Origin of the sequence: Caballeronia sp. LZ034LL, assembly GCF_031451215.1 — a bacterium.
Lineage (GTDB): Bacteria > Pseudomonadota > Gammaproteobacteria > Burkholderiales > Burkholderiaceae > Caballeronia.
The window spans coordinates 189,413-213,223 of the sequence record NZ_JARUXR010000001.1 but is presented as its reverse complement, the minus strand read 5'-3'; the positions used below and the strand labels follow the sequence as shown (position 1 = coordinate 213,223).

The following is a 23,811-nucleotide window of genomic DNA, read 5'->3' as shown; positions in this document are numbered from 1 at the left end:
AGCCGATCGTGAGCCGTTTCTGGAGCGACATCGTTCATCGACTGACGCCGTATGTGCCGGGCGAACAGCCCGCGCTGGGGCATCCCGTCAAGCTGAATACCAACGAGAATCCCTATCCGCCGTCGCCGCGCGTGCTCGAGGCCATTCGCCGCGAACTCGGCGAGGACGGCGCGTCGTTGCGCAAGTATCCCGATCCGACCGCGCGCGCGCTGCGTGAAACCGTCGCGCGGCATCATGGTCTGCGCGTCGAGCAGGTGTTCGTCGGCAATGGTTCGGACGAAGTGCTGGCGCATGCGTTTCAGGCGCTGTTGAAGCATGAGCGGCCGATCGCCTTCCCCGACATCACCTACAGCTTCTATCCGGTGTATGCGCAGCTGTACGGCGTCGAGTACCGGACGATTCCGCTGAACGCGGACTTCGCCATCGATGTCGACGATTACCGTGCGCCGAGCGGCGGCGTGCTGCTGCCGAATCCGAACGCGCCGACCGGCCGCGCCTTGCCGCTGTCCGAGATCGAGGTGCTGCTGAAGGCGAATCCGGACGCGCCGGTGATCGTCGATGAAGCGTATGTGGATTTCGGCGCGGAATCGGCCGTGAGTCTGATTGACGCCTATCCGAACCTGCTGGTCGTGCAGACGACGTCGAAGGCGCGCTCGCTGGCCGGCATGCGCGTGGGCTTCGCATTCGGCGATGCCGGGTTGATCGAAGCGCTGACGCGCGTGAAGGACAGCTTCAACTCGTATCCGCTCGACCGGCTGGCACAAGTTGCGGCGCAGGCGTCCTACGAAGATCCGTCGTGGTTCGAACAATGTTGCGCGAAGGTCGTGGCGAGCCGTGAAACGCTCGTGGCGCAGCTACAGGAACTGGGTTTCGATGTGCTGCCGTCGGCTGCGAATTTCGTGTTCGCGAAGCATCCCGCGCACGACGCCGCGACGCTCGCCGCCGCGCTCAAGACTCGGGAGATCTTCGTGCGTCACTTCAGGCTGCCGCGCATCGACCAGCATCTGCGGATCTCGATCGGCACGCCGGCTGAATGCGATTCGCTGGTCGCGGCCTTGAAGGAAGTGATCGGCTGAGCGCGGAGGAAGGGCTTATTCGCCCTTCGCCGCCATCAACGCGCGGTATTTGACGAGCAACTGTTCCGGCGTTTCGACGTGCGCCGGATCGCGCGGAATGCATTCGACGGGACAGACCTGCTGGCACTGCGGCTCGTCGTAGTGGCCGACACACTCCGTGCATTTGTTCGGGTCGATCACGTAGATCTCGGGACCCATCGAAATGGCGTCGTTCGGGCACTCGGGCTCGCAAACGTCGCAGTTGATGCACTCGTCGGTGATGATCAAAGACATGCTTCACTCTCTTGCGCCGGTTCTCGCACCGGCATGAAACCCGCGCGCCCGGTCATCCGGGTGGCGGGTCCGGCGCTTCAGGGCGCCGCGGAATCCTTCTGAGACAGGATAACCACTTTATCGGTCAGCCGCTTTTCCACCGACGGGAACACGAACTTGCTGACATCGCCGCCCAGCTGCGCAATCTCGCGCACGATCGTCCCCGAGATGAACTGGTACTGATCCGACGGCGTCATGAACATCGTCTCGACGTCGGGCAGCAGATAGCGGTTCATGCCGGCCATCTGGAATTCGTATTCGAAGTCCGACACGGCGCGCAGGCCGCGCACGATGACGCGCGCGTTGTTCTTGCGCACGAAGTCCTTAAGCAAACCGGTGAAGCTGCTCACCTGCACGTTGGGATAGTGACCGAGCACGTCGTGCGCGATATCGAGCCTTTCCTGCAGCGAGAAAAACGGCTTCTTCGCCCGGCTGTCCGCCACGCCCACGACGAGCTGATCAAAGATGCTCGATGCGCGCCGGACGATGTCCTCATGCCCGCGAGTCAGCGGGTCGAACGTTCCCGGATACACGGCGACAACCATGGGCTTCTCCTCTTCCAATTGACCTTGGGCCGCGTCGTTGCGACGACCTGTTCTGCTTCACGTCCCTCATCACCGGCTGCGCCAGTCTGGGGAACGCGCATTATTCCTCATTTTGGCGGCGCAGCAAATGATAGCGAACCGCACCTGCCTTGCCGTCGCGCACCACCGACCAGCCGGCCAGCGCTTCGATCTGCGACGCATCCAGCGAATCGCCGCATTCGACGTAGAGCGCGCCATCGGCATTGACGAGCGGCGCCGCCAGTTCGAGCGCGCGCAAGAGCAGCGCCTGATCGCCGAACGGCGGATCCAGGAAGACGACGTCGAAGCTGCCGGGCGCGAGACTGGCGGCCAGGTGCAGCGCGTCGGCTTCAGCGATCTCGATGTTGCGCGCGCCGAGCTTCGCCTGGTTCGCGCGCATCTGCGCGGCGGCCTTCGCGTTGCGCTCGACCATCAGCACGCGGGCAGCGCCGCGCGACGCCGCTTCGAAGCCGAGCGCGCCGCTGCCGGCGAACAGGTCGAGACAATGCTGTCCGCTCATGTCCTGTCCGAGCCAGTTGAAGAGCGTCTCGCGCACACGGTCGGGCGTGGGACGCAGGCCGTCGAGATCGAGCACCGGCAGCGGCGTGCGCTTCCAGTCGCCGCCGATGATGCGGATGGTGTGAGGTTTGCCGCCGCGCGAAGGCGTATGGCTGGGCAGAACGGAGCGAGGAACTGGGGAGCGAGGCATGAGGCAACGGGATTCGATTTCGGGCGCGCAGTCTTGGTCAGGCTTGCGTTTGTTTACGCTTGTTTGCGTTTGGTTTTCGTGCGCATCGAGCGCCCACGTTACCACAGCGGCCCATGGTGCCGCGAACCGTGCGCTTGCGCCCCGGAAAGGGCTCGGCGCGCCTGATAAAATACGCGGCTTCCATTCCTTCGCGCGGGCTTGCCGGCGAGGCGCCCGGCGGGCGCACGCGACAGGCCGACGGATGACGCGCGCATCATCGCCACGCACCCATGTTCAGCTTCTTCAAGAAATTCAAAAAGCCGGCTGACGAGCCGCTCGACACGCCCGAGGACTTGTCGCCCGAGGCGTCCGGCGAGGAAGAAGTATCCGACGCCGAACTCGAACGGCAAGCGCTCGCGGCGGAAGAAGCGCCACAGGATGAGCCTGCTGAGCCTGCGCCCGCCCCTACGCCGGCACCTGCACCCGCACCTGCACCTGTCCCGTCAGCGCACGCCGAGGACGCAAAACCCTACTGGCAAGGCCGCACGCAGTCGCAATGGTCGCGCGGCCCGGAAACGGATCAGGCGAGCGAGGAAATCGTCCCGCCGCCCGATGCCGACCCCGCCGCGAAGAAATCCTGGCTCTCGCGCCTGCGTCACGGCCTGTCGAAGACGAGCTCCAACCTGACGGGCATCTTCGTCAGCGCGAAGATCGACGAGGATCTGTACGAAGAACTCGAGACCGCGCTGCTGATGTCCGATGCCGGCATCGACGCCACCGAGTTCCTGCTCGAATCGCTGCGCGAGAAAGTGCGCTCGGAACGTCTGACCGAGGCATCGCAGGTCAAGGCCGCGCTGCGTGAACTGCTGATCGACCTGCTGCGTCCGCTCGAAAAATCGCTGATGCTCGGCCGCGCACAGCCGCTGGTGATGATGATCGCGGGCGTGAACGGCGTCGGCAAGACGACGAGTATCGGCAAGCTGGCCAAGCATCTGCAGCGCTTCAACCAGTCGGTGCTGCTGGCCGCCGGCGACACCTTCCGCGCCGCCGCGCGCGAGCAGTTGATGGTCTGGGGCGAACGCAACAACGTGACCGTGATCGCGCAGGAAAGCGGCGATGCCGCCGCGGTGATCTTCGACGCGGTCGGTGCGGCGCGCGCCCGCAAGATCGACGTCATGATGGCCGACACCGCCGGACGCCTGCCCACGCAATTGCACTTGATGGAAGAGCTGCGCAAGGTGCGCCGCGTGATCGCGAAGGCCATGCCCGATGCGCCGCACGAAGTGCTGCTCGTGATCGATGCCAACACCGGCCAGAACGCGCTCGCGCAAGTGAAGGCGTTCGACGACGCACTCGGCCTCACCGGCCTGATCGTCACGAAACTGGATGGCACGGCGAAGGGCGGCATCATCGCGGCCATCGCACGGCAGCGGCCCATTCCGGTTTATTTCATCGGCGTGGGCGAGAAGGTCGAGGATCTGCAGCCGTTCAGCGCGGAGGAATTCGCGGACGCATTGCTGGGTTGAATGCGGGGCCTGCCGAAAGAGAGAGGGCGTTCGTTGCGAACGCCCCTTTTTTCATCGTGCCAGAAGCAGCGACGCCGCGATCCACCACATCACGCAGCCCACGATCACATCCAGCACGCGCCACGAGACGTCCTTCTCGAACCATGGCTCCAGCAAGCGCGCGCCATAGCCGAGCGCGGTGAACCAGATAATCGACGAACACATGGCGCCCGCTGCAAACCACGCATTGCCGGGCCAGCCGCGTTGCGCGCCGATGCCGCCAAGCAGCACGACGGTGTCGAGATAAACGTGTGGATTGAGCAGCGACAGCGCCAGCACCGTCGACGCCGCGCCGAGCGCCGTCTGCGTTTCGCCGTCCGTGGCATGCAGATGTCCGGGGCCGCGCCAGGCCGCGAGGAACGCGCGCACGCCGTACAGGAACACGAAAATCGCGCCCGCCAAGCGGATCACGTCGAGCAGCACGGGCGCCCGCGAAATGAGCGCGCCCATGCCGCCGACGCCCAGCGCGATCAGCAGCACGTCGATCGCCGCGCAGATCGTCACGACGACGCCGACATGCCTGCGCTTCAGCCCTTGCCGCAGCACGAAGGCATTCTGCGCGCCGATTGCCATGATGAGGCTCGCGCCGAGTCCCGCGCCCGACAGGAAACCCGGCAGCGCTCCGGCCGCAACCGCCGCCGTCATTCCGCGTCCGGCTGCTGCGCCGGCGCGGCCCGGGCGAAGGCGTCCAGCGTGCCTGCGTGATCGGCGATGCGCTCGATGGTCGGATAACGGCTCACGTCGATGCCGAAACGCCGCGCATTGAACACCTGCGGCACGAGGCAGAGATCGGCGACGGTGGGCGTGTCGCCGAAGGTCAGCGCGCCGACGCGCCGGTCCGTGGAGAGCCGCTGTTCCAACGATTCGAAGCCGGTTTCCACCCAGTGCCGATACCACGCATCCTTCGATTCGTCGGGCACCTTGACCTGGTGCTTCAGGTACTTGAGCACGCGCAGATTGTCGAGCGGATGGATTTCGCATGCGACCTGCAGCGCCACCGAGCGCACGAACGCGCGATCGGCGGGATGCTTCGGCAGCAGCGGCGGCTCCGGATGCGTCTCCTCCAGATATTCGATGATCGCGAGCGACTGCGTGAGCGTGTCGTCGCCATCGACCAGCGCCGGCACGATGCCGTCCGGATTCACCGCGCGATAGTCGGCCTTGAGCTGTTCGCCGCCGTCGCGCAGCAGGTGGATGGCGGCGTACTCGTAGTCGAGCCCCTTGAGGTTCAGCGCGATGCGCACGCGATACGCCGCCGAACTGCGGAAATAGCTGTAGAGCTTCATGGCCGCGGGCTCAGACCACACGCACCGAGAATTCGCCGATGCCGTCCACACCGCCCTTCAGCAAGTCGCCCTTCACGACCGCGCCGACGCCCTCGGGCGTGCCGGTGAAGATGAGGTCGCCGGGGAACAGCTCGAACAGCGTCGACAGGTAGGCCACCGTCTCGCCCACCGACCAGATCAGCTGCGAGATATCCGAGCGCTGCTTTTCCTCGCCGTTGACGGTCAGCCAGATCGCGCTCTTTTCCAGGTGTCCGACCTTCGACACCGGGTGAATGGGACCGATCGGCGCGGAGTGGTCGAAGCCCTTCGCGGTGTCCCACGGACGGCCGAGCTTCTTGGCTTCGGCTTGCAGGTCGCGGCGCGTCATGTCGAGGCCGAGCGCGTAGCCGTAGACGTAATCGAGCCCGCGTTCGGCGGGAATGTCCTTGCCCTGCTTGCCGATCGCCGCGACCAGTTCCATCTCGAAATGCAGGTTCTTGGTCTGCGACGGATACGGAAACTCGCCGGTGGCGCCGGGCGCGACATTCAGCACGGCGTCGGCCGGCTTGCTGAAGAAGAACGGCGGCTCGCGATCCGGGTCGTGACCCATTTCACGCGCGTGGGCCTCGTAGTTGCGTCCGACGCAGTAGATGCGGCGCACGGGAAACTGCTCGTTCGAACCGTCGACGGGCACGGCCGCGGCCGACGCCGGAGGAAACACAAAAGTCATCCCGCTCTCCTTTAGCTGATTCTGGATTGGCAAAGCTTGAACGCGCGGTTCGGCCGCACGCTGCGTGAAAAGAAGGAGTTTAACGTGCCCGCGCAACTCGTGGCGAGGCCGGTGCGCCTTGTGCGGCGCGGCTTTCAGAGCTTTCGGCGCGCTGGCGCGAAGCGTGCCGGAAGAGGATGGCAGCAAGCCGTCAGACAAATGGCGCGGCTGACCGAAGGCCGTCGCAACTTGCGTACGCCCGCCAAATGCGGTACTGAATGTTATTCCTGCACCCTGAAAATGCGCGGCGGCATCGCTCACAAAGACGCATCCGAACACTCACGTGAGCGCCCGGCCCGCGCCCCTCTCCGATGACCGACTCTGCTCTTCCCGTCTTCCCCTGCGCACGCTATATCAAGGAAATCGGCCGTGGACCGAACGGCGCGCGCGCCCTCTCGCACGACGACACCTACGCACTCTACGAAGCGATGCTCGACGAGCGCGTGCCCGAGCTCGAACTCGGCGCCGTGCTGCTCGCGTATCGCGTGAAAGGCGAAACGTCCGCCGAACTGAACGCCATGCTGGCGGCCGCGCATCGGTCGTTCGAGCCGCTGCACGTCCAGGATGGCCGCGAACACGCGCGGCCGGTTTCCATTCCGAGCTACAACGGCGCGCGCAAGACCCCGAATCTCGTGCCGCTGCTGTCGCACTTGCTGGCGCGCGAGGGTGTGCCCGTGCTGGTGCACGGCGTCAGCGACGATCCCGGCCGCATCACCAGCGCCGAGATCTTCGCCGAGCTCGGCATCGCGCATGCCGCTTCGCATGACGAAATCGAAGACAGTCTCGCCTCGCGCCGCCTGGCGTTCGCGCCCATTACCGTGCTCGCGCCGAAGCTCGCGCGGCTGCTGGCGCTGCGGCGCCGGATGGGCGTGCGCAATTCGACCCATACGCTCGTCAAGATTCTCCAGCCGTTCGCGGAGCCGGGGCTGAGACTCGTCAACTACACGCATCCGGAATATCGCGACAGCCTCACCGGCCTGTTCACCGCGCATCCGGAAGCCGCGGCGGGCGGCGCGCTGCTGGCGCGCGGCACGGAAGGCGAGGCCGTCGCGGACACGCGCCGTCAGGTGCAGGTGGACTGGTTCCACGACGGCCGCGTCGAAACGCTGCTTTCCCCGGAGCATTCGCAGGCACACGCGCCGCATGTGGATCTGCCCGAAGCGCTGGACGCGGCCACCACCGCGCGCTGGACCGAATGCGTGCTGCGCGGCGATATTCCGGTGCCGCCGGCGGTCGCCCGGCAGGTGGAAGTGATCAGCGACGTGGTGCGCCGGAGCGCCTGAGCGGCCGAGCTTCATCGAGATCGCCATTTGACACGGTATTCAACGGTGGTTTAAAGTCGAGCGCATGAGCTTCACCCCGAACACCTCCCTCCGAATTATTTCGGGCCGCCTAGCGCGGCCCCTATCGCTACGTCTAGCGTAAGTCGCCAGACGTAGCGCCGTGCGTCGCAAGGCGCCCGGTCCTCCGCCCGTTTTTCGCCGTTCCCGCAGTTCCTTTCTCACCACCTGTAGTCGTCAGTGTTTCGTTCGCGCATCCCGCGAAACGGAAACGCGAGGGTCACATGCACGCTGCTTCGCGCACGTTCACGTTGGTCGCAGGCGTCACCATCGCTGGTGATCCCCGCGAACGCGCGCGCCGCCCGGTTTCTCGTGCATCCCGCCGTGCCCGGCCAGCCGCCGGTGCCGGCCGCTCTCGCAGGCGCTACGCAAACCGTCCGAAAAGAGGTCGACGATCATGATGCCGAGCCCCGCCGAGAAATACCGCCCGTTCCCGCAAGTCCGCCTCAATGGCCGCCGCTGGCCCAATCGCACGATCGAACGCGCACCCATCTGGATGAGCACCGACCTGCGCGACGGCAACCAGTCGCTGATCGAGCCTATGAGCATCGCCGCGAAGCTCGAATTCTTCGAGATGCTGGTGAAGATCGGATTCAAGGAAATCGAAGTGGGGTTCCCTTCGGCATCGCAGACGGATTTCGATTTCGTCCGCAAGCTGATCGACGAAAAGCGCATTCCGGACGACGTCACCATCGAAGTGCTGGTGCAATCACGGCGCGAACTCATCGAACGGACGTTCGAGGCGGTCGAAGGCGCGAGCAAGGTGATCGTGCATCTCTATAACGCGATCGCGCCGTCGTTCCGCAAGATCGTGTTCAATCAGTCGAAGGACGAGGTGAAGGCGCTGGCGGTCGAAGGCACGCGCATGATCAAGGAATGCGCGGCCACCCGGCCCAGCACGCACTGGACCTATCAGTACTCGCCCGAAACCTTCAGCATGACCGAGCTGCCCTTCGCGCGCGAAGTGTGCGACGCCGTCGCGCAGATGTGGCGGCCGACGCCCGATCACAAGATGATCGTCAACCTGCCCGCCACGGTCGAGGCCGCGTCGCCCAACGTCTTCGCCGACCAGATCGAATGGATGGACCGCAACATGGGCTTCCGCGACAGCATCGTGTTGTCGGTGCATCCGCACAACGATCGCGGCACGGCGGTCGCCGCCGCGGAACTCGCGGTGCTGGCGGGCGCGGACCGCGTCGAAGGCTGCCTGTTCGGCAATGGCGAGCGGACCGGCAACGTCGATCTCGTGACGCTCGCGCTCAATCTCTACACGCAAGGCATCGATCCGGGCCTCGATTTCTCGGACATCGACGCCGTGCGCCGGCTGGTCGAGCGTTGCAACCAGATTCCGGTGCATCCGCGTCATCCGTACGCCGGCGACCTCGTGTTCACCGCGTTTTCGGGTTCGCATCAGGACGCCATCCGCAAGGGCTTCGCGCAGCGCGAGCCGGGCACCGTCTGGGAAATTCCCTATCTGCCGATCGATCCCGCCGATCTCGGCCGCAGCTACGACGCCGTCATCCGCGTGAACAGCCAGTCCGGCAAGGGCGGCGCGACCTATCTGCTGGAACGCGGCCTCGGTTTCACGCCGCCGCGCCGTGTGCAGATCGAATTCAGCCACGCCGTGCAGCAGGTCACCGATGCCTCGGGCGCGGAAATCGGCGGCGAGGCGATCTGCGAACTCTTCAAGCGCGAGTATTTCGACGCGGGCGGGCCGGTGTCGCGCGTGGACGCAGCGACGTTGTCGGTATTCGGCAAGCGCGTCACGGTGCCGGGCGCGGCGAGTGCCTCGAATGCGGCAAGCGGCGATGCGTGGGCGCGGACGGTCGCGTCGGTGCTCGGCATCGACGCCAGCGTCAACTGGTTCGAAACGACCGTGACGGCGGGCGGCGATACGGCGGCGTTCGTCGGCTGCCGGGTCGGCGACGGGCAGACGCGCTTCGGCGTCGCGGTGCATGCGAATCCGGCGCTGGCGGTCGCCGATGCGGTCGTGAGCGCGGTGAACCGCTCGGAGCGTATCGGACAGGTGGAGCGGCAGGACGAGACGGTGGAGACGGCTTAACGCCGGGTGGAGGGCGGCGCGCGACAGCTATTCGAGTGCAACGCGCGTCGCCTGCAGCGCCAGCAGCTGCCACTGCCCTTCGCTCTGGACGTGGACCGCGGTATAGGCGATGGGAAACAGCAGCGCGCCGTTCTTCGATTCCATTTCGATCAGCGCCCGCCCCGACACCAGGCAGGTGTCGCGGCCTGCTGCGAAGACGTCCTGCGACTGGATCTCGATCTGCCGATACCGCCGCCGGCCCGCGGTGATCGCGTCGATGAACTGGCGCTTCGTTTCCCGCTTGCCGTTGGTGTGGACATAGCAGACGTTCTCGGCCAGCAGCGCGTCGAGCGCCGGGCCATCGCCTTCGACCATGGCCCGGAAGCGGTCGCGCTCGAGGCCGCGGATGGCCTCAATGGTTTTTGCCGGCATCTGTCGGTCCTCTTGAGTCGAGGAACCGCTGCGCCGGCGCCTCGTCAGAAGTTGTATTGCAGATAGAGCTGGCTGAAATTTATACCAGGATTCGGCTCTCTGATACTGGCGTTCGAGAGATGCTGGAAGCGGAAGCCTGCCTGATAGTTCTGCTTCTCGCCGAAGATCATGCCGACGCCGACCATATCGGCGAACTGGAACGCGCTGGACACGGTGAAGTCCTGCGTGATGCGCGTGTGCGACAGCAGCCGCACGCCCACGCCCGCCTCGATGAACGGCCGGAAGTAGCCCGCGCTCTTCACGAAACGCAGCACCGGCGTGAGACCGAATTCCCAGATGTTCGGGTGCACGGCGTTGTCTTCAGTGGTATGCCAGTACGACACGTGGCCCTCCCCGACGACCGTAAAATGGAAGCCGCCGATCTCCCACCACGTGAGGCCGGGATCCCAGACCAGGCCGAGATCGGCTTTCTTGATGTCGCGATCCGCGACGCCGCCGGCAAACTGCACGCCGAACCGGTCAGCATGCGCGGCGGCCGAGGCCAGGCCAAACGCGGCGCAAACAACCAGACGGGACAGCCAGGAACTCTTTTTTTTATGCATGGGCACCCCATATGCTCCAAGGAAAGGCGGGTTCACGAGACGACAGTTGTCTGGCGGATTCTAGAGACGTTTTAAAACAATTGCAGGATTTGCTGACGCCTTACACTTTTCGTTGAATTTTCTTTCGTCTGACAGGTTAAAACTGGAAATAGATTCGACACTGCCACCCACTTCGGTAAGTCTGACCTTATACGCCGCAACAGGCTGTCCTATTAAACCCGCAAATTCGATAGCATTTGTGGGAACTCCCGCATATCCCTCTCCTCTAACACTTAGCACTCGTTGAACCGGAGTGCTAATATCGTGCTTGACTTGCCGTGGCCGGAGTCAACAGAAGGCCCAGGCAACCAGCAATTGTTGATAAGGAGCTTATGAGCGTGTCCAATGCGATGACCCTTCCGAATGTACTGAGCTCGGCACCTGCCAAGGCATCTTCGGCAGGCGCGCTGACGTACGCACAGTCGTCGATGCTGACCGGCCAGATCGGCAACATCGATTCCTACATACAAGCCGTGAACCGTATTCCGATGCTCTCGCAAGCAGAGGAACGTCAGTACGCCACCGAATTCCGCGAACAGGGCAACCTGAACGCAGCGCGTCAGCTGGTGCTGTCGCACCTGCGGCTGGTCGTGTCGATCGCCCGCAACTATCTTGGCTACGGACTGCCGCACGCGGACCTGATCCAGGAAGGCAACATCGGTCTGATGAAAGCCGTGAAGCGATTCGATCCAGAGCAAAACGTGCGCCTGGTGTCGTACGCCATGCACTGGATCAAAGCCGAGATTCACGAATACATCCTGCGCAACTGGCGCATGGTCAAGGTCGCGACCACGAAGGCGCAGCGCAAGCTGTTCTTCAATCTTCGCAGCCACAAGACGAGCCATGCGGCTTTCACGCCGGACGAAATCGAAGGCCTGGCAAGCGAACTGAACGTGAAGCGCGAGGAAGTCGCGGAGATGGAGACGCGTCTGTCGGGCGGCGACATTGCGCTCGAAGGCCAGGTGGAAGACGGCGAGGAAGCCTTTGCGCCCATCGCCTATCTGGCCGACTCGCACAACGAGCCGACCAACGTGATCGCCGCGCGCCAGTTCGACAAGCTGCAAAGCGACGGCCTGGCCGACGCGCTGGAGTCGCTCGATGAGCGCAGCCGCCGCATCATCGAGGCGCGCTGGCTCGACGTGCAGGACGACGGCTCGGGCGGCAAGACGCTGCACGAACTGGCCGATGAATTCGGCGTCTCGGCGGAGCGCATTCGCCAGATCGAGGCCAGCGCCATGAAGAAGATGCGTTCCGCGCTGCACGACTACGCGTAACGCCTGACTGTGCCTTAAGCAGGAACGGCAAGGCCGGCCGTCGCAAGACGGCCGGCCTTTTCTTTTTGTGCCCGGAGTGCAGCAAAAGTAACGGCGCCCGCAGGCGCCGTTACGTTACGACAGGTCCATCACCGCATCACGCCGGCAGCGGCGCCGCACCGCCGCCATTGTTCGACAGACGCGTCGCCATCTGCGCGGCATAACGCTGCGCCGCCGCGCCCACGACGATGTGGAACGTATCCGCCGACACCCATGCCACATCCAGCGCCGACAGCCGCTGCCGATCCACCGACGACGGATCGCGCACGACGACACGCAGGCGCGTCGCCGCGACGGCATCGAGCGAGGCCACATTGGTCGCGCCGCCGAACACCGCGAGCCAGCGCAGCGGATCCGGATCGAGCGGGCCGGCCGTCTGATCGCTGGAAGTAGACGTCGCGGTAGCCGCAGCCGATGCCGCAACAGCCGCCGCCGGTTGCGCCGGCGCTGACGATGCCGGCGTCGCGCCGCGGACCGACGAATGCTCCAGTTCACCGCGAATTTCATCGGCGATGAGATCCGCTTCCGGCCCGATGATCACCTGCACGTTGGTCGCGCCGCGCTTGAGCACGCCACGCGCGCCGATCCCCTTCAACTGCGCTTCCGAGACCTTCTCCGAGTTGACGACCGAGAGACGCAGGCGCGTTGTGCAGGCATCGACGAGCGTCAGGTTCGACGCACCGCCCAGCGCGGCAATGTACTTCGCCGCGCGCGAGCTCGCGGCCGACGCGGCCACCGTGCCCGGCAGCGGCGGAATCAGGCCGCCTTCCACGGTTTGCGTGGCATCGGTTTCGGCGTCGGTCGTGGCCGGCTCACGGCCCGGCGTCGCCATGTTGAAGCGGCGGATGAAGAAGCGGAACAGCCCGTAGTAGATGACGAAATAGATCACGCCGATCACCAGCGCCAGCCAGCCGCGCTGCGACAGGCCGTAGTTCAGCACGTAATCGATCGCGCCCGCCGAGAACGTGAAGCCCAGATGGATGCCGAGCGCGGAGCAGATCGCCAGCGACAGTCCCGTCAGCACCGCGTGGATGCCGTACAGCACCGGCGCCAGGAACATGAAGCTGTATTCGATCGGCTCGGTCACGCCGGTCAGGAACGCGGTCAGGGCCATCGAGAACAGCAGGCCGCCCACCACGGCACGGCGGTCCTTCGGCGCTTCGTGGAACATCGCGAGGCACGCGGCCGGCAGGCCGAACATCATGATCGGGAAGAAGCCGGTCATGAAGCCGCCCGCGGTCTTGTCGCCGGCGAAAAAACGATGCAGGTCGCCGTGCACGATCGCCCCGCCGTCGGGCGGCGTGAACGAACCGAACACGAACCACGCCAGCGAATTGATGATGTGATGCAGGCCCGTGACGAGCAGGATCCGGTTCAGCACGCCGAACACGAAGGTGCCGAGCGCGCCCGCCGTCGTGAGCCAGTTGCCCGCGCTGTCGATGGCCGCCTGCACCGGCTGCCAGACATAGCCGAACACGATGCCGAGTATCAGGCAGGCGACGCCGGTGACAATCGGCACGAAGCGCTTGCCGCCGAAGAACGCGAGGTACTCGGGCAGCTTGATGTCCTTGTACTTGTTATACAGATAGCCGGCCACCATCCCGGCGATGATCCCCGACAGCACGCCCATGTTGAGCTTGTCGTTGATGTCCTTCATCACGGCGATCTCGATCAGATAGCCGATCGCACCGGCCAGGCCCGCCGTGCCGTTGTTGTCCTTCGCGAAGCCCACCGCCACGCCGATGGCGAACAGCAGCGGCAGATTCGTGAAGATGGCGTCGCCGGCGTCGGCGATCATCTTGATGTTGAAGACATCGGGCTGGCCGAGCCGCAGAAGCAGGCCGGCCACCGGTAGCACGGCGATCGGCAGCATCAGCGCGCGACCTAGTCGCTGCATTTTCGCAAACGGGTTGGCGTCCATCGGGTTCTCCAAAAATATAGGTCTTGTCGTTACTGCTTCGGGGATGGCCAAAAATGGCTTGCGCGCGACGGACCGCAGGGGACGATCAGTCCTGCGGCCAGATTTCGCGGCTTGCCGCTCTTACTGCCTGTGCCGATTCGAGCGCGAGGCAATCCTCGGCGCGCTGACGGCAAAGCTGATAGTCGAGATTGCGCACGCGCGCCTTGATGCCGGGCACTGACACCGGATCGACCGACAGTTCGGTCACGCCGAGTCCGACGAGCAACGGCGCCGCAACCGGATCGCCGCCGAGCGCGCCGCACACGCCGACCCACTTGCCGTGCTTCTCCGCGCCCTGCACCGCCGTCTTGATGAGGCGCAGGACGGCCGGATGCAGACCGTCCGACTGCGCGGCGAGATCGGGCTGGCAGCGGTCCATCGCGAGCGTGTACTGGGTCAGATCGTTGGTGCCGATGGAGAGGAAGTCCGCATACTTCGCGAGCTGGTCGGCGAGCAGCGCCGCCGACGGCACCTCGATCATCACGCCCACTTCCACCGGCTCCGTGCGTCCCGCTTCGCGCGCCAGTTCGTCGATGCGCGCGCGCAGGCGCTGAAGCTCGCCGGAATCGGTGACCATCGGCAGGAGAATGCGCACCGCGCTCGCCGGCTTGACGGCCAGCAGGCCGCGCAACTGGTCATCGAGCAGATCGGGGCGCACTTGCGCAAGCCGGATGCCGCGCAAGCCCAGCGCCGGATTTTCTTCAGGCGGCAGCGTGAGGTAATCGACTTCCTTGTCCGCGCCTACGTCCAGCGTGCGGATGATGGCCGTGCGGCCCTGCAAGGCATCGACGATGCCCTGGTAGCTCTCCGCGTGCTCGGTCGCCGTCGGCGCCGACTGGCGATGGATGAACAGCAGTTCGGTGCGCAGCAGGCCGACAGCGTCGGCGCCGTTCTCGACGGCCGCCTTCGCGTCGTCGAGCGTTGCGATGTTGGCGGCGACTTCGATCGCCCGGCCGTCCTTCGTCGAAGCCGCCTCTTGCGACAGCTTGCGGTTCGCTTCGCGCACGCCGGCCAGACGATCGCGCTCGGCGCGGGCGCGTTCGACATCGACGTCGGTGGGCGCATGCTCGAGGCGGCCCGCCGAGGCATCGACGACGACCTGCGTGCCTTCCGGAATCGCGTGCAGCGCATCGCCGATGGCGACCAGCGCCGGGATGCCGATCTGCCGCGCGATGATCGCCGCGTGCGAAGTTGCGCCGCCGCGCGACATCACGAGCGCCGTGACGCGCGTGCGGTCAAGCGAGGCCAGGTCGGACGGGGTGAATTCGGTTGCCGCGAGCACGGCTTCCGGCGGCAATTCCGCTGCCGCTGTATTGGTCAGCCCGAGCGCGCGCAGCACGCGCTTGGCGATATCGCGCAGATCGGCGGCGCGCTCGGCGAGCAGATCGTCCTGCACGTTCGAGAGCAACGCAATCTGCGTCTGGATCGCTTCGCGCCACGCAAAGCCCGCGCTCTTGCCGAGGCTGATCAGATCGCGCGCGGCATCGACCAGGGTCGGGTCTTCCAGCAGCACGCGATGCACCGCGAAAATCCCCGCCTCGCCCACAGCGCCGCGCTGCGAGGCGGTGCGCACGGTCTCGCCGAGTTCGGCATCGACCTGGGCGATGGCGCGATCGAGCGCACGGCTTTCCGCCGCCGACGAACCGCTCGCCTGTTCCGGCGGCACGATGTCCTGGTCGTCCCATCGCACCAGCTTGCCGACCGCGATGCCCGGCGCGGCGCACACGCCCGCGAGCGTGTTGGGCGGCAGCGGCTGACCCGCGTCGGCCGTCCGCGCAGCCGACGCGGCAGGCGCCGGCGAACGCGTTTGCGCCCGCGATTCCTCGACTTCGCCATGCGCCTCGCGCAGCAATTCGGCGGCGACGGCATCCACGGCCTGCTGCGCCTGCGCGCCGATGCCGACCAGTTCGACCGTCACGCCTTCGCCCGCACCGAGGCTGAGCAAGCCGACCACGCTCTCCACCGGCGCCTTCTTGCCTTCGTAGCGCACTTCCACCTTGGCGTCGAAACCGCGCGCGGCTTCGCGCGCCCGCGCCGCCGGCCGCGCATGCAGACCGCCCGCGCTCGCCAGCGTCAGGCGGCGGCGCGCCTCTTCCATCACGAGCGCGCCGGAACGCGCCGTCTCGGCCTGTTCGCCGGCTTTCGCACGCAAGACCAGCAAGCGCGCACCGGACTTCAGCACACCGCGCCCGGCGCGCTCGATGACATCGAACGCGTCGCCGTTGGCGATCGCGATCACGGAAACGAGGCTCGGCGCGTGTTGCGCAACGAAATCCGCATTGAACTCGATCAGCGGCTGGCCGGCGCGCACCTCGGCGCCCTGCTCGACCATCGGCGCGAAGCCCTCGCCGCCCAGCTCGACCGTGTCGATGCCGATATGCACGAGAATTTCCGCGCCTTCCTTCGTGCGCAACGTCACGGCGTGATGGGTGCGCGCGAGATGGGTGACGGTGCCGTCGCAGGGCGCGGCCAGCACGTTGTCGAGCGGATCGATGCCGATGCCGTCGCCGAACATGCCCTGCGCGAACACAGGGTCCGGCACGTCGGCGAGCGGGACGATCGGGCCGGTGAACGGCGCGAGCAGCACGACATCGCTCGGGTTATCGGTGGAATGATTCAACAGGGACTCCTCGGCACGGCGCATCGGCTTTCTCACTCAGTGGGTTTCGGTGACCTTGTTCAGGTGGCGCGGCGCGTCGGGATTGCGCCCGCGCGCGGCGGCCAGACCCGCGGCCATCACGTAGAACGAAAGGATCGCGGCGATCGGATCCAGCGCCGGATGATCCGTGGCGACGAGCGGCAGCTCCGCGTCCGCGACGTCGTCCGGCGCGGCGAGCAGCACGCGCGCGCCGCGTGCGCGCATGTCGGCGGCAAGCTGGATCAGCCCCGCTTGTTCAGGCCCGCGCGGCGCGAACACGAGCAGCGGATAGTCGCGGTCGATGATTTCCATCGGACCATGACGCACTTCGGCGCTGGAGAACGCCTCGGCCTGGATGCCCGAGGTCTCCTTGAGCTTGAGCGCGGCTTCCTGGGCGATCGCGAGACCGAGACCCCGTCCGATCACGATCATCCGGTCGATGTTCGTCAGCTCCGTCACCGCGCGCGTCCAGTCGAGACGGCCCGCGGCGCGCAGGGCGTCCGGCAGGGAGTCGAGCGCCTTCAGCAGTTCGGCGTCGCGTTGCACGTGAGCGACCACGATGGCCGAAAGCGACAGCATCGCGATATAGCTCTTGGTCGCGGCCACCGAGAGTTCAGGACCCGCGAGCAAGGGCAGGAAGTATTCACAGGCGCTTTCGAGCGGCGAACCTTCGACATTGACGGCCGCGACCGTGAACGCGCCCGCGTTGCGCAACGCCTGCATCGTGCCGACGAGATCCGGGCTCTTGCCCGATTGCGAGAACGCGACGGCCAGTTGGCCCGACACGCGCAGCGGCGCCTGTTGCAGCGTGGCGACCGACATCGGCAGCGAAGCGACCGGCACGCCGAGGCGGCTCATCGTCAGGCTTGCGAAATAACTGGCGGCGTGATCCGAACTGCCGCGCGCCACGGTCAGCGCGACGTGACGCGGCTGCTCCGCCAGTTTCACGGCGAGCGCTTCGACGCGCGAGGTATCGGCGAGCTGGGCCGCGACGACATCCGCGGCTTCCAGCGCTTCGTTAAGCATATTCGACAATGGATTCTCCTTCGACATACGTGGCAGTCAGCGCGTGGTCCCGGTCGAGCACGACGAGATCGGCCCATGCGCCGCGCGCGATGCGGCCGCGATCTTCGAGTCCGAGGTAATCGGCGGGATAGCGCGACAGGCGATTCGAGACGTCCGCGAGCGGAATGCCCAGCGAGACGAGATTGCGCAGCGCCTGGTCCATGGTGAGCGTGCTGCCGGCAAGCGTGCCGTCGGCGAGACGCACGCCGCCCATGCACTTGGTCACGTGCTGGCTGCCCAGGCGATATTCGCCGTCGGGCATGCCGGCCGCCGAGGTGCTGTCGGTGACCACGTACAGGCGCGGGATCGCGCGCAGCGCGGCGCGGATCGCGCCCGGATGCACGTGCAGCAGGTCGGGAATGAGCTCGGCGTATTCGGCATGTGCGAGCGCCGCGCCGACCATGCCCGGATCGCGGTGATGCAGCGGCGACATGGCGTTGAACAGATGCGTGAAACCGCGGGCGCCGTGCTTGAGCGCGTTGACGGCGTCGTCGTAGGTGCCGAGCGAATGGCCGAGCTGCACGCGCACGCCGCGCGCCGCCATGTCGGCAATGATGTCGAGGTGGCCGGAGATTTCCGGCGCGATCGTCACCACGCGGATCGGCGCGAGTTCGAGGTACTTCAGCACCTCGCTGCGCACCGCGACGGCTGCCGCGTCAGGTTGCGCGCCCAGCTTGCCCGGGTTGATGTACGGCCCTTCGAGATGCACGCCGAGCACGCGTGCGCCGCCCGTTGCGCGCCGTTTCGCCTGTTCGCCCAGGCCGGCCACGACTTGCATGAGTTCGTCGCGCGGCGCGGTCATGGTCGTGGCGAGCAGGCTCGTCGTGCCGTGTTGTGCGTGCTGGCGCGTCACGGTGTCGGCGGCGTCGCCGCCTTCCATGATGTCGCGCCCGCCGCCGCCATGCACGTGCAGGTCGATGAAACCCGGCAGGATGTACGGGGAATCGTTCGCGAGCGGATCGACGATGTGCCCTTCGAGCGCCGTCACGCGGCCGTTCTCGAAACGCACCGAGCCGTGGATCCAGCCATCGGTCGTGAGTATGTTTCCTTTCAGCATGAAGTTCTCTGGAAGTACGCGATGCTTGAATGAGGTTCAGTGTCGTCCGCACGCTGCTGCGAGCAGGCTTCCATCGGATGGAAAGGCGGACGGCTTCCTTGGGTCCTCTCGTTCTGTTCTTTGCTGCGGGTGGTGCAGGTAATGCGGGGCTTGCTGCTGGTTTTGCCAGCGGACATTCATCGGTGCAGTTCCGCGACGAAGTCGTAGTAGTCGTCGCGGCAATAGGTATCCGTCAGTTCGATTGCGCGTTGATCCGCCGAATAGCCGATCCGCGTGATCACGAGCAACGCGGCGCGCGGCGCGACACCCATCAGACGGGCGATGTCCACGCTCGCATTTACCGCGCGAAAGTGCTGCAGCGCGCGCACCACCGACAGTCCGCGCTCCTCCAGATAGCGATACAGCGACAGCCCGACTGCGTCCGGATCCGGTACGACGGCCACCGGCAGGGTGGATTGCTCCACGGCCATCACGATGCCGTCCGCACGGCGCAGACGCTTCAGGCTCGCAACGGCCGCGCCCGGAGACAGGCCAAGACGCACCGTTTCCTCCCGATTCGCTGTGCGAAGTCTGCGATCCAGCCAGACGGAATCGGACTTGAAACCGCGCTGCTCCATTTTTCGCGTGAAGCCGGTCAGACGGGACAGCGGATCTTCGGTACGCGGCGTGATGAAACTGCCGGCGCCGCGCGCGCGCCGGATCAAGCCTTGCTCGACCAGCAGCGCCAGTGCCTTGCGCGCCGTGATGCGCGAGACGCCCACTGCTTCCGATAACGTGCGCTCCGCCGGCAACGCCTCGCCTGCGCTCCAGGTGCCCGCATGAATGGCGCTGGCAAGACGCGACGCAAGCTGCAGGTAGAGCGGCGTTGCGCTCCGTGCATCCGGCGTCAATGCCTGCCAATCGTCACCCATCTGGGCTCCCGAAAACCTTGAACGGAGCCCATTATATAACCAACATAATACCAGTCAACGCTTGCGCAATGCCCCTGTCAAGGCGATATACCCTGTTGCAAATCAATGAGTTATGTAATTTTTTTCACGCTTGTTCGAATTTGACGAACATCAGGATTTACCCGTAGCGGCATTCCACTTTTACAAGTGGTTTGCAATGTTGAATTCATTCAACTTTCGGGCATTTTCGTATTCGCATGACCAATCCTTCTTGGCACAATGCTGTCGCTAATTCGGATTCAAAACTAAATTCAATCAAAAATTTTTGAGAGACTACGCGATGGGCCATCCAGATCCGAGCCGGGCCGTTGAAGCAGTGCGTCGCTTCAACCGCTTCTATGCGCGCCATACCGGCGCGCTCCATGAGCGGCTTCACAAGAGTTCGCTTTCCCTTACCGAGATTCGCATCCTTCACGAGCTGGCACAGCACAAGGCCAGCACGGCCGCGGACCTGTCGCGCAATCTCGGACTGGACACCGGCTATCTCAGCCGGTTGATCAGCAACTTCCAGAAGCTCGGACTGATCGCGCGCCGCAAGAACGAGGCGGACGGACGCGCGCATCTGCTGTCCATCACGCCCGAGGCAAAGGCCAAGGTCGACGAGATCGACCTGCATGTTTCCGGCGACACCGCCACGTTGCTGAAGAAGCTCACGTGCGCCGAGATCGAGCAGTTGTGCGCGGCCATGGCGGATGTCGAACGCCTGCTGTCGCCGGTGCGTCCCGATGTCGAGACGCGTCTGCGTGGTCCGCGCGGTGGTGACTTCGGCTGGATGATCGAGCGCCATGCACACCTGTGCGTGGGCGGACGGCCGAAGTTGCAGCACGAGGCGTTCGCCGCGAAACGGGTCGCGCGCTTTCTGACGGCCATGCAGGCGAACACGCCGCGCATCGCCTGCTGGGTGGCCGAACAGGACAATTGCACGCGTGTTGGCGCAGCCATGCTGACCGAGGCGTCGCACACGCAGGCGAGCATCGACATGTTGTTCGTCGAGCCGGGCGCGCGCCGTCGTGGGCTCGGAGAACGGATGCTGGCCGCCGCCACCAACTTCGCGCACGGCGCCGGCTATGGACAGGTGATCTGCCGTCTCGAGGAAGCGCAGGAAGATCTGTGCGGACTGTTCCTGCACACCGGCTTCACGCCCGTGCAGGACGACTCGACCACCCTGATCTGGCAACGTGAACTGCAGCAGTTGTTCGTCGAATGAACCGGCACGGCATGAAAGGCACAACGGCGTCCCGCAGGACGCCGTTGCCGGGCAATGACGGGCGAAGGCGTCTGGCCTTCGAGCGCCCTCAGAACGACGGCACCATCGAGCCCTTGAACTCGCTCTTCAGGAACTGGCGCACGTCGTCGGACTGGTAGGCGGCCACGAGTTTCTTCACCCACGGCTGGTCCTTGTCCTGCGCGCGCACGGCGATCAGGTTCGCGTACGGGCTATGCACGTCTTCGAGTGCAATCGCGTCCTTCGTCGGCTGAAGTCCCGCAGCAAGCGCGAAGTTCGTGTTGATGACAGCAGCATCGACGTCGGCGAGCGTGCGCGGCAACTGCGCTGCATCGAGTTCGACCAGCTTGATCTTCTTCGGATTCGCCGCCACGTCGAGCGCGGTCGCGTTGTTGCCGTTCGTGCCGGCGCCCGCCTTCAACTTGATCACGCCCTGCGTCTGAAGCAGCAGCAGCGCGCGGTTCTCGTTCGACGGATCATTCGGCACCGCCACCTTCGCACCCTGCGGCAAGTCCTTCAACGACTTCAGCTTCTTCGAATACACGCCGAGCGGCGAGATATAGGTCAGGCCCGCGCTGATGATCTTGTAGCCGCGCTGCTTCACCTGGCTGTCGAGGTAAGGCTGGTGCTGGAAACTGTTGGCGTCGAGATCGCCTGCGTCGAGCGCGGCGTTCGGCTGCACGTAGTCGTTAAATTCGATGACCTTCACATTCAGCCCTTCGCGCTTCGCCACCTTCTGCACGACTTGCCAGATCTGCGCGTCGGGGCCGCTGATGGTGCCGACCTTGATGACCTTGTCATCCGCGCGCGCGGCGACGCTCGCGAACAGCGCGGCGGACGTGAGGGCGGTAAGAGCGGTAAGAGCTTTGAGCAAATTTCTGCGCTGCATGGTGTTCCTTGTTTCGATGATGCGTGGCTTGCAGGTAGGCGCTGGTGAGTGACGCGCCAGGGTCACGGATGTTCGCACAGCGCTGGTGCAAACCGAAATACCGTTTGCTCATGTCTTTATCACGCGCATCGAGACGCAGCTAGAATCGCGACAGAAGATCACCATTGCGCTCTCGCAGGAGGCGAGCCTCGACATGTATCTGATCAACCTGCGCTATACCGGCGCGCTGGCCGAAATCGACGACGCACTCGATGCTCACCGGCTCTTCCTCGAACGTTATTTCGCGGCGGGCGTGTTCGTCATCGCGGGGCCGAAGGTGCCGCGCGAGGGCGGCGTGATTCTGGTGTCGAACATCGAACGCGAGCGGCTCGACGCGATCCTCGCCGAGGACCCGTTCACGCAGCAAAACCTCGCACACTACGAGATCACCGAGTTCAAGGCCACGCGGCTTGCGCCCGGGCTGAACCTGCCGGAGCCTTCAGCCGACGCATGAGAAAACGGCCCGTCGAGCGGGCCGTTTGCAGATTCAGTCGATCAGCAGCTTCAGGTCGTGCACCCAGGGCTCGACGCCCTGGCCGTCGCGCGCGAAGAGACGCAGCTTGCCGTCCTTGTCGAAGACGTAGCTGGCGGCGGTGTGATCCATCGTGTAGTCGTCGGCGGTCTTGCCCGCCGACTTCGCGTAGTACACGCGAAAGTCCTTGGCGACCTGCGCGAGTTGCGCGTCGTTATCAGGCCTCAGGCCGATGAACGATGGATTGAAGGCCGCGACGTACTGACCCAGCAATTCAGGCGTATCGCGTGCGGGATCGACGGTCACCATCAGCACCTGCACATCCTTCGCCTTGTCGCCGAGTTGCTGCAGCGCCTGCGAAAGTTCGGCGAGCGTGGTCGGGCAGACGTCGGGGCAATGCGTGTAGCCGAAGAACAGCACGACGGCCTTGCCCTTGAAATCGCCGAGCGTGCGGGTCTTGCCGTGCGTGTCGGGCAGCGAGAAGGCGCTGCCGAACTGCTTGTTGCCGGTGATGTCGAGATTCTTGAAATCGGGCGCTTTCTCGCAGGCGGAAAGCAGCGCCGCGATGAACAGCAGCGCGAACAGACGACGCAGACCGGCCATCATGCCCCGATCACCGTGCGCACGTAATGGTCGACGAGCAGCGCGCCGAACAGCAGCGACAGATACACGATGGAATAGCGGAAGGTCCTGCGCGCGAGGGCATCGGAGTAGTCGCGGTACATCTTCCACGCATAGCCGATGAAGCCCGCGCCGAGCGCGATCGCACTCGCCAGATAGACGACGCCGCTCATGCCGGAGATGTACGGCATCAGCGTGACGGCGAACAGCACCAGCGTGTACAGGAAAATGTTGAGCAGCGTGTACTTCTCGCCATGCGTGACCGGCAGCATGGGCAGTCCGGCGTTCTCATAGTCCTTGCGGCGATACAGCGCGAGCGCCCAGAAATGCGGCGGCGTCCAGACGAAGATGATCAGCACGAGAATCCACGCGTCGCCGGGCACGGCGCCCGTCACCGCGGCCCAGCCGAGCGCGGGCGGCATGGCGCCGGACGCGCCGCCGATCACGATGTTCTGCGGCGTGTACGGCTTGAGCAGCAGCGTATAGATGACCGCATAGCCGACGAAGGTGGCGAGCGTGAGCCACATCGTGAGCGGATTGGTGAAGCGGTAGAGCGTCCACATGCCGATGCCGCCCAGCACCGCCGAGAACCACAGGATCTGCGCCGTGGTGATCTGGCCGCGCGCGGACGGACGCCATGCGGTGCGGCGCATCTTGGCATCGACTTTTTGCTCGACGAGACAGTTGATGGCGAAGGCCGCGCCTGCCAGCAGCCAGATGCCGACCGCGCCGCCGATCAGCTTGTCCCACGGCACCATGCCGGGCGTGGACAGGAACATGCCGATGACGGCACAGAACACCGCGAGTTGCGTAACGCGCGGCTTGGTCAGCGCGAGATACTGCGCCGCGCGGCTACCGATGGGGGAGTTGAGAGTCGTGCTGTCCATGAT

At 65.2% G+C, this 23,811-nt stretch carries 23 protein-coding genes; 7 read left to right on the top strand and 16 right to left on the bottom strand.

The features are described 5' to 3' along the window. The first annotated feature begins 8 nt into the window (after nt 1-8). Nucleotides 9-1,076, top strand: coding sequence for a histidinol-phosphate transaminase (gene hisC, locus QCE83_RS01050; protein WP_309807120.1), 1,068 nt, complete (start codon nt 9-11; stop codon nt 1,074-1,076). Between the two features lie 15 nt (nt 1,077-1,091). On the opposite strand, the gene QCE83_RS01045 is transcribed toward hisC, so the two are convergent. The 3 genes from QCE83_RS01045 to rsmD all read right to left on the bottom strand — a co-directional run bounded on the left by QCE83_RS01045 (nt 1,092) and on the right by rsmD (nt 2,660). Next, a complete protein-coding gene (locus QCE83_RS01045) occupies nt 1,092-1,349 on the bottom strand; it encodes a YfhL family 4Fe-4S dicluster ferredoxin (protein WP_309807119.1) in 258 nt (85 codons plus the stop codon). Nucleotides 1,350-1,426: 77 nt separating this feature from the next. After that, nucleotides 1,427-1,933 carry a pantetheine-phosphate adenylyltransferase gene (gene coaD / locus QCE83_RS01040; protein WP_309807118.1) on the bottom strand — a complete coding sequence of 169 codons (507 nt, stop codon included), beginning with the start codon at nt 1,931-1,933 and terminating at the stop codon, nt 1,427-1,429. 100 nt (nt 1,934-2,033) lie between these two features. Beyond that, the gene (gene rsmD / locus QCE83_RS01035; protein ID WP_309807117.1) at nt 2,034-2,660 is read right to left on the bottom strand and encodes a 16S rRNA (guanine(966)-N(2))-methyltransferase RsmD; all 627 of its coding nucleotides are present in this window, start codon (nt 2,658-2,660) and stop codon (nt 2,034-2,036) included. Between the two features lie 269 nt (nt 2,661-2,929). On the opposite strand from rsmD, the gene ftsY reads away from it, so the two are divergent. Continuing rightward, nucleotides 2,930-4,165, top strand: a complete 1,236-nt coding sequence (gene ftsY / locus QCE83_RS01030) for a signal recognition particle-docking protein FtsY (protein WP_309807116.1) — start codon at nt 2,930-2,932, stop codon at nt 4,163-4,165. A 51-nt stretch (nt 4,166-4,216) separates the two neighbouring features. On the opposite strand, the gene QCE83_RS01025 is transcribed toward ftsY, so the two are convergent. From QCE83_RS01025 to QCE83_RS01015, 3 genes are read right to left on the bottom strand one after another with little or no spacing between them, the layout of a single operon-like run. Continuing rightward, nucleotides 4,217-4,849 carry a LysE/ArgO family amino acid transporter gene (locus QCE83_RS01025; RefSeq protein ID WP_309807115.1) on the bottom strand — a complete coding sequence of 211 codons (633 nt, stop codon included), beginning with the start codon at nt 4,847-4,849 and terminating at the stop codon, nt 4,217-4,219. Further along, nucleotides 4,846-5,490, bottom strand: coding sequence for a maleylacetoacetate isomerase (gene maiA, locus QCE83_RS01020; protein ID WP_309807114.1), 645 nt, complete (start codon nt 5,488-5,490; stop codon nt 4,846-4,848). Before maiA ends, QCE83_RS01025 begins: the two co-directional genes overlap by 4 nt. Before the next feature lie 10 nt (nt 5,491-5,500). Continuing rightward, the gene (locus tag QCE83_RS01015; protein ID WP_309807113.1) at nt 5,501-6,199 is read right to left on the bottom strand and encodes a fumarylacetoacetate hydrolase family protein; all 699 of its coding nucleotides are present in this window, start codon (nt 6,197-6,199) and stop codon (nt 5,501-5,503) included. A gap of 350 nt (nt 6,200-6,549) precedes the next feature. Between QCE83_RS01015 and ybiB the strand changes: the two genes are divergently transcribed. Next, on the top strand, nt 6,550-7,521 hold the full coding sequence (gene ybiB, locus QCE83_RS01010; protein ID WP_309807112.1) for a DNA-binding protein YbiB: 972 nt from the start codon (nt 6,550-6,552) through the stop codon (nt 7,519-7,521). A gap of 454 nt (nt 7,522-7,975) precedes the next feature. After that, nucleotides 7,976-9,640 carry a 2-isopropylmalate synthase gene (gene leuA / locus QCE83_RS01005; protein WP_309807111.1) on the top strand — a complete coding sequence of 555 codons (1,665 nt, stop codon included), beginning with the start codon at nt 7,976-7,978 and terminating at the stop codon, nt 9,638-9,640. 27 nt (nt 9,641-9,667) lie between these two features. On the opposite strand, the gene QCE83_RS01000 is transcribed toward leuA, so the two are convergent. Both QCE83_RS01000 and QCE83_RS00995 read right to left on the bottom strand, forming a co-directional pair. After that, the gene (locus tag QCE83_RS01000; RefSeq protein ID WP_309807110.1) at nt 9,668-10,051 is read right to left on the bottom strand and encodes a nuclear transport factor 2 family protein; all 384 of its coding nucleotides are present in this window, start codon (nt 10,049-10,051) and stop codon (nt 9,668-9,670) included. A 44-nt stretch (nt 10,052-10,095) separates the two neighbouring features. Continuing rightward, nucleotides 10,096-10,653 (bottom strand): acyloxyacyl hydrolase, encoded by a 558-nt coding sequence (locus tag QCE83_RS00995; protein ID WP_309807109.1) that lies wholly within the window; start codon nt 10,651-10,653, stop codon nt 10,096-10,098. A 377-nt stretch (nt 10,654-11,030) separates the two neighbouring features. On the opposite strand from QCE83_RS00995, the gene rpoH reads away from it, so the two are divergent. Continuing rightward, nucleotides 11,031-11,966 carry an RNA polymerase sigma factor RpoH gene (gene rpoH / locus QCE83_RS00990; RefSeq protein ID WP_309811346.1) on the top strand — a complete coding sequence of 312 codons (936 nt, stop codon included), beginning with the start codon at nt 11,031-11,033 and terminating at the stop codon, nt 11,964-11,966. A gap of 136 nt (nt 11,967-12,102) precedes the next feature. Here the strand turns inward: rpoH and nagE are convergent, their stop codons facing one another. The 5 genes from nagE to QCE83_RS00965 form a co-directional block, all read right to left on the bottom strand. Beyond that, nucleotides 12,103-13,926 carry an N-acetylglucosamine-specific PTS transporter subunit IIBC gene (gene nagE / locus QCE83_RS00985; protein WP_309807108.1) on the bottom strand — a complete coding sequence of 608 codons (1,824 nt, stop codon included), beginning with the start codon at nt 13,924-13,926 and terminating at the stop codon, nt 12,103-12,105. 85 nt (nt 13,927-14,011) lie between these two features. Further along, nucleotides 14,012-16,609 carry a phosphoenolpyruvate--protein phosphotransferase gene (ptsP, locus tag QCE83_RS00980; RefSeq protein WP_309811343.1) on the bottom strand — a complete coding sequence of 866 codons (2,598 nt, stop codon included), beginning with the start codon at nt 16,607-16,609 and terminating at the stop codon, nt 14,012-14,014. Nucleotides 16,610-16,621: 12 nt separating this feature from the next. Further along, nucleotides 16,622-17,629 carry an SIS domain-containing protein gene (locus QCE83_RS00975; protein WP_309811340.1) on the bottom strand — a complete coding sequence of 336 codons (1,008 nt, stop codon included), beginning with the start codon at nt 17,627-17,629 and terminating at the stop codon, nt 16,622-16,624. Further along, complete coding sequence (gene nagA, locus QCE83_RS00970) at nt 17,622-18,725, bottom strand: N-acetylglucosamine-6-phosphate deacetylase (RefSeq protein ID WP_309807107.1); 1,104 nt, start codon at nt 18,723-18,725, stop codon at nt 17,622-17,624. Before nagA ends, QCE83_RS00975 begins: the two co-directional genes overlap by 8 nt. 176 nt (nt 18,726-18,901) lie before the next feature. Next, nucleotides 18,902-19,636 (bottom strand): GntR family transcriptional regulator, encoded by a 735-nt coding sequence (locus tag QCE83_RS00965; protein WP_309807106.1) that lies wholly within the window; start codon nt 19,634-19,636, stop codon nt 18,902-18,904. Nucleotides 19,637-19,955: 319 nt separating this feature from the next. Between QCE83_RS00965 and QCE83_RS00960 the strand changes: the two genes are divergently transcribed. Continuing rightward, entirely contained in the window at nt 19,956-20,882 is a 927-nt protein-coding gene (locus QCE83_RS00960; protein ID WP_309807105.1) for a bifunctional helix-turn-helix transcriptional regulator/GNAT family N-acetyltransferase, read from the top strand. A gap of 88 nt (nt 20,883-20,970) precedes the next feature. Here QCE83_RS00960 and QCE83_RS00955 read toward each other — a convergent pair whose 3' ends face one another. Then, nucleotides 20,971-21,789 carry a MetQ/NlpA family ABC transporter substrate-binding protein gene (locus QCE83_RS00955; protein ID WP_309807104.1) on the bottom strand — a complete coding sequence of 273 codons (819 nt, stop codon included), beginning with the start codon at nt 21,787-21,789 and terminating at the stop codon, nt 20,971-20,973. 193 nt (nt 21,790-21,982) lie between these two features. Between QCE83_RS00955 and QCE83_RS00950 the strand changes: the two genes are divergently transcribed. Further along, nucleotides 21,983-22,282, top strand: a complete 300-nt coding sequence (locus QCE83_RS00950; protein WP_309811337.1) for a YciI family protein — start codon at nt 21,983-21,985, stop codon at nt 22,280-22,282. 33 nt (nt 22,283-22,315) lie between these two features. Here the strand turns inward: QCE83_RS00950 and QCE83_RS00945 are convergent, their stop codons facing one another. Further along, nucleotides 22,316-22,906, bottom strand: coding sequence for an SCO family protein (locus QCE83_RS00945; protein WP_309807103.1), 591 nt, complete (start codon nt 22,904-22,906; stop codon nt 22,316-22,318). After that, nucleotides 22,903-23,808 carry a heme o synthase gene (gene cyoE / locus QCE83_RS00940; protein WP_309807102.1) on the bottom strand — a complete coding sequence of 302 codons (906 nt, stop codon included), beginning with the start codon at nt 23,806-23,808 and terminating at the stop codon, nt 22,903-22,905. Before cyoE ends, QCE83_RS00945 begins: the two co-directional genes overlap by 4 nt. Nucleotides 23,809-23,811: the final 3 nt, after the last annotated feature.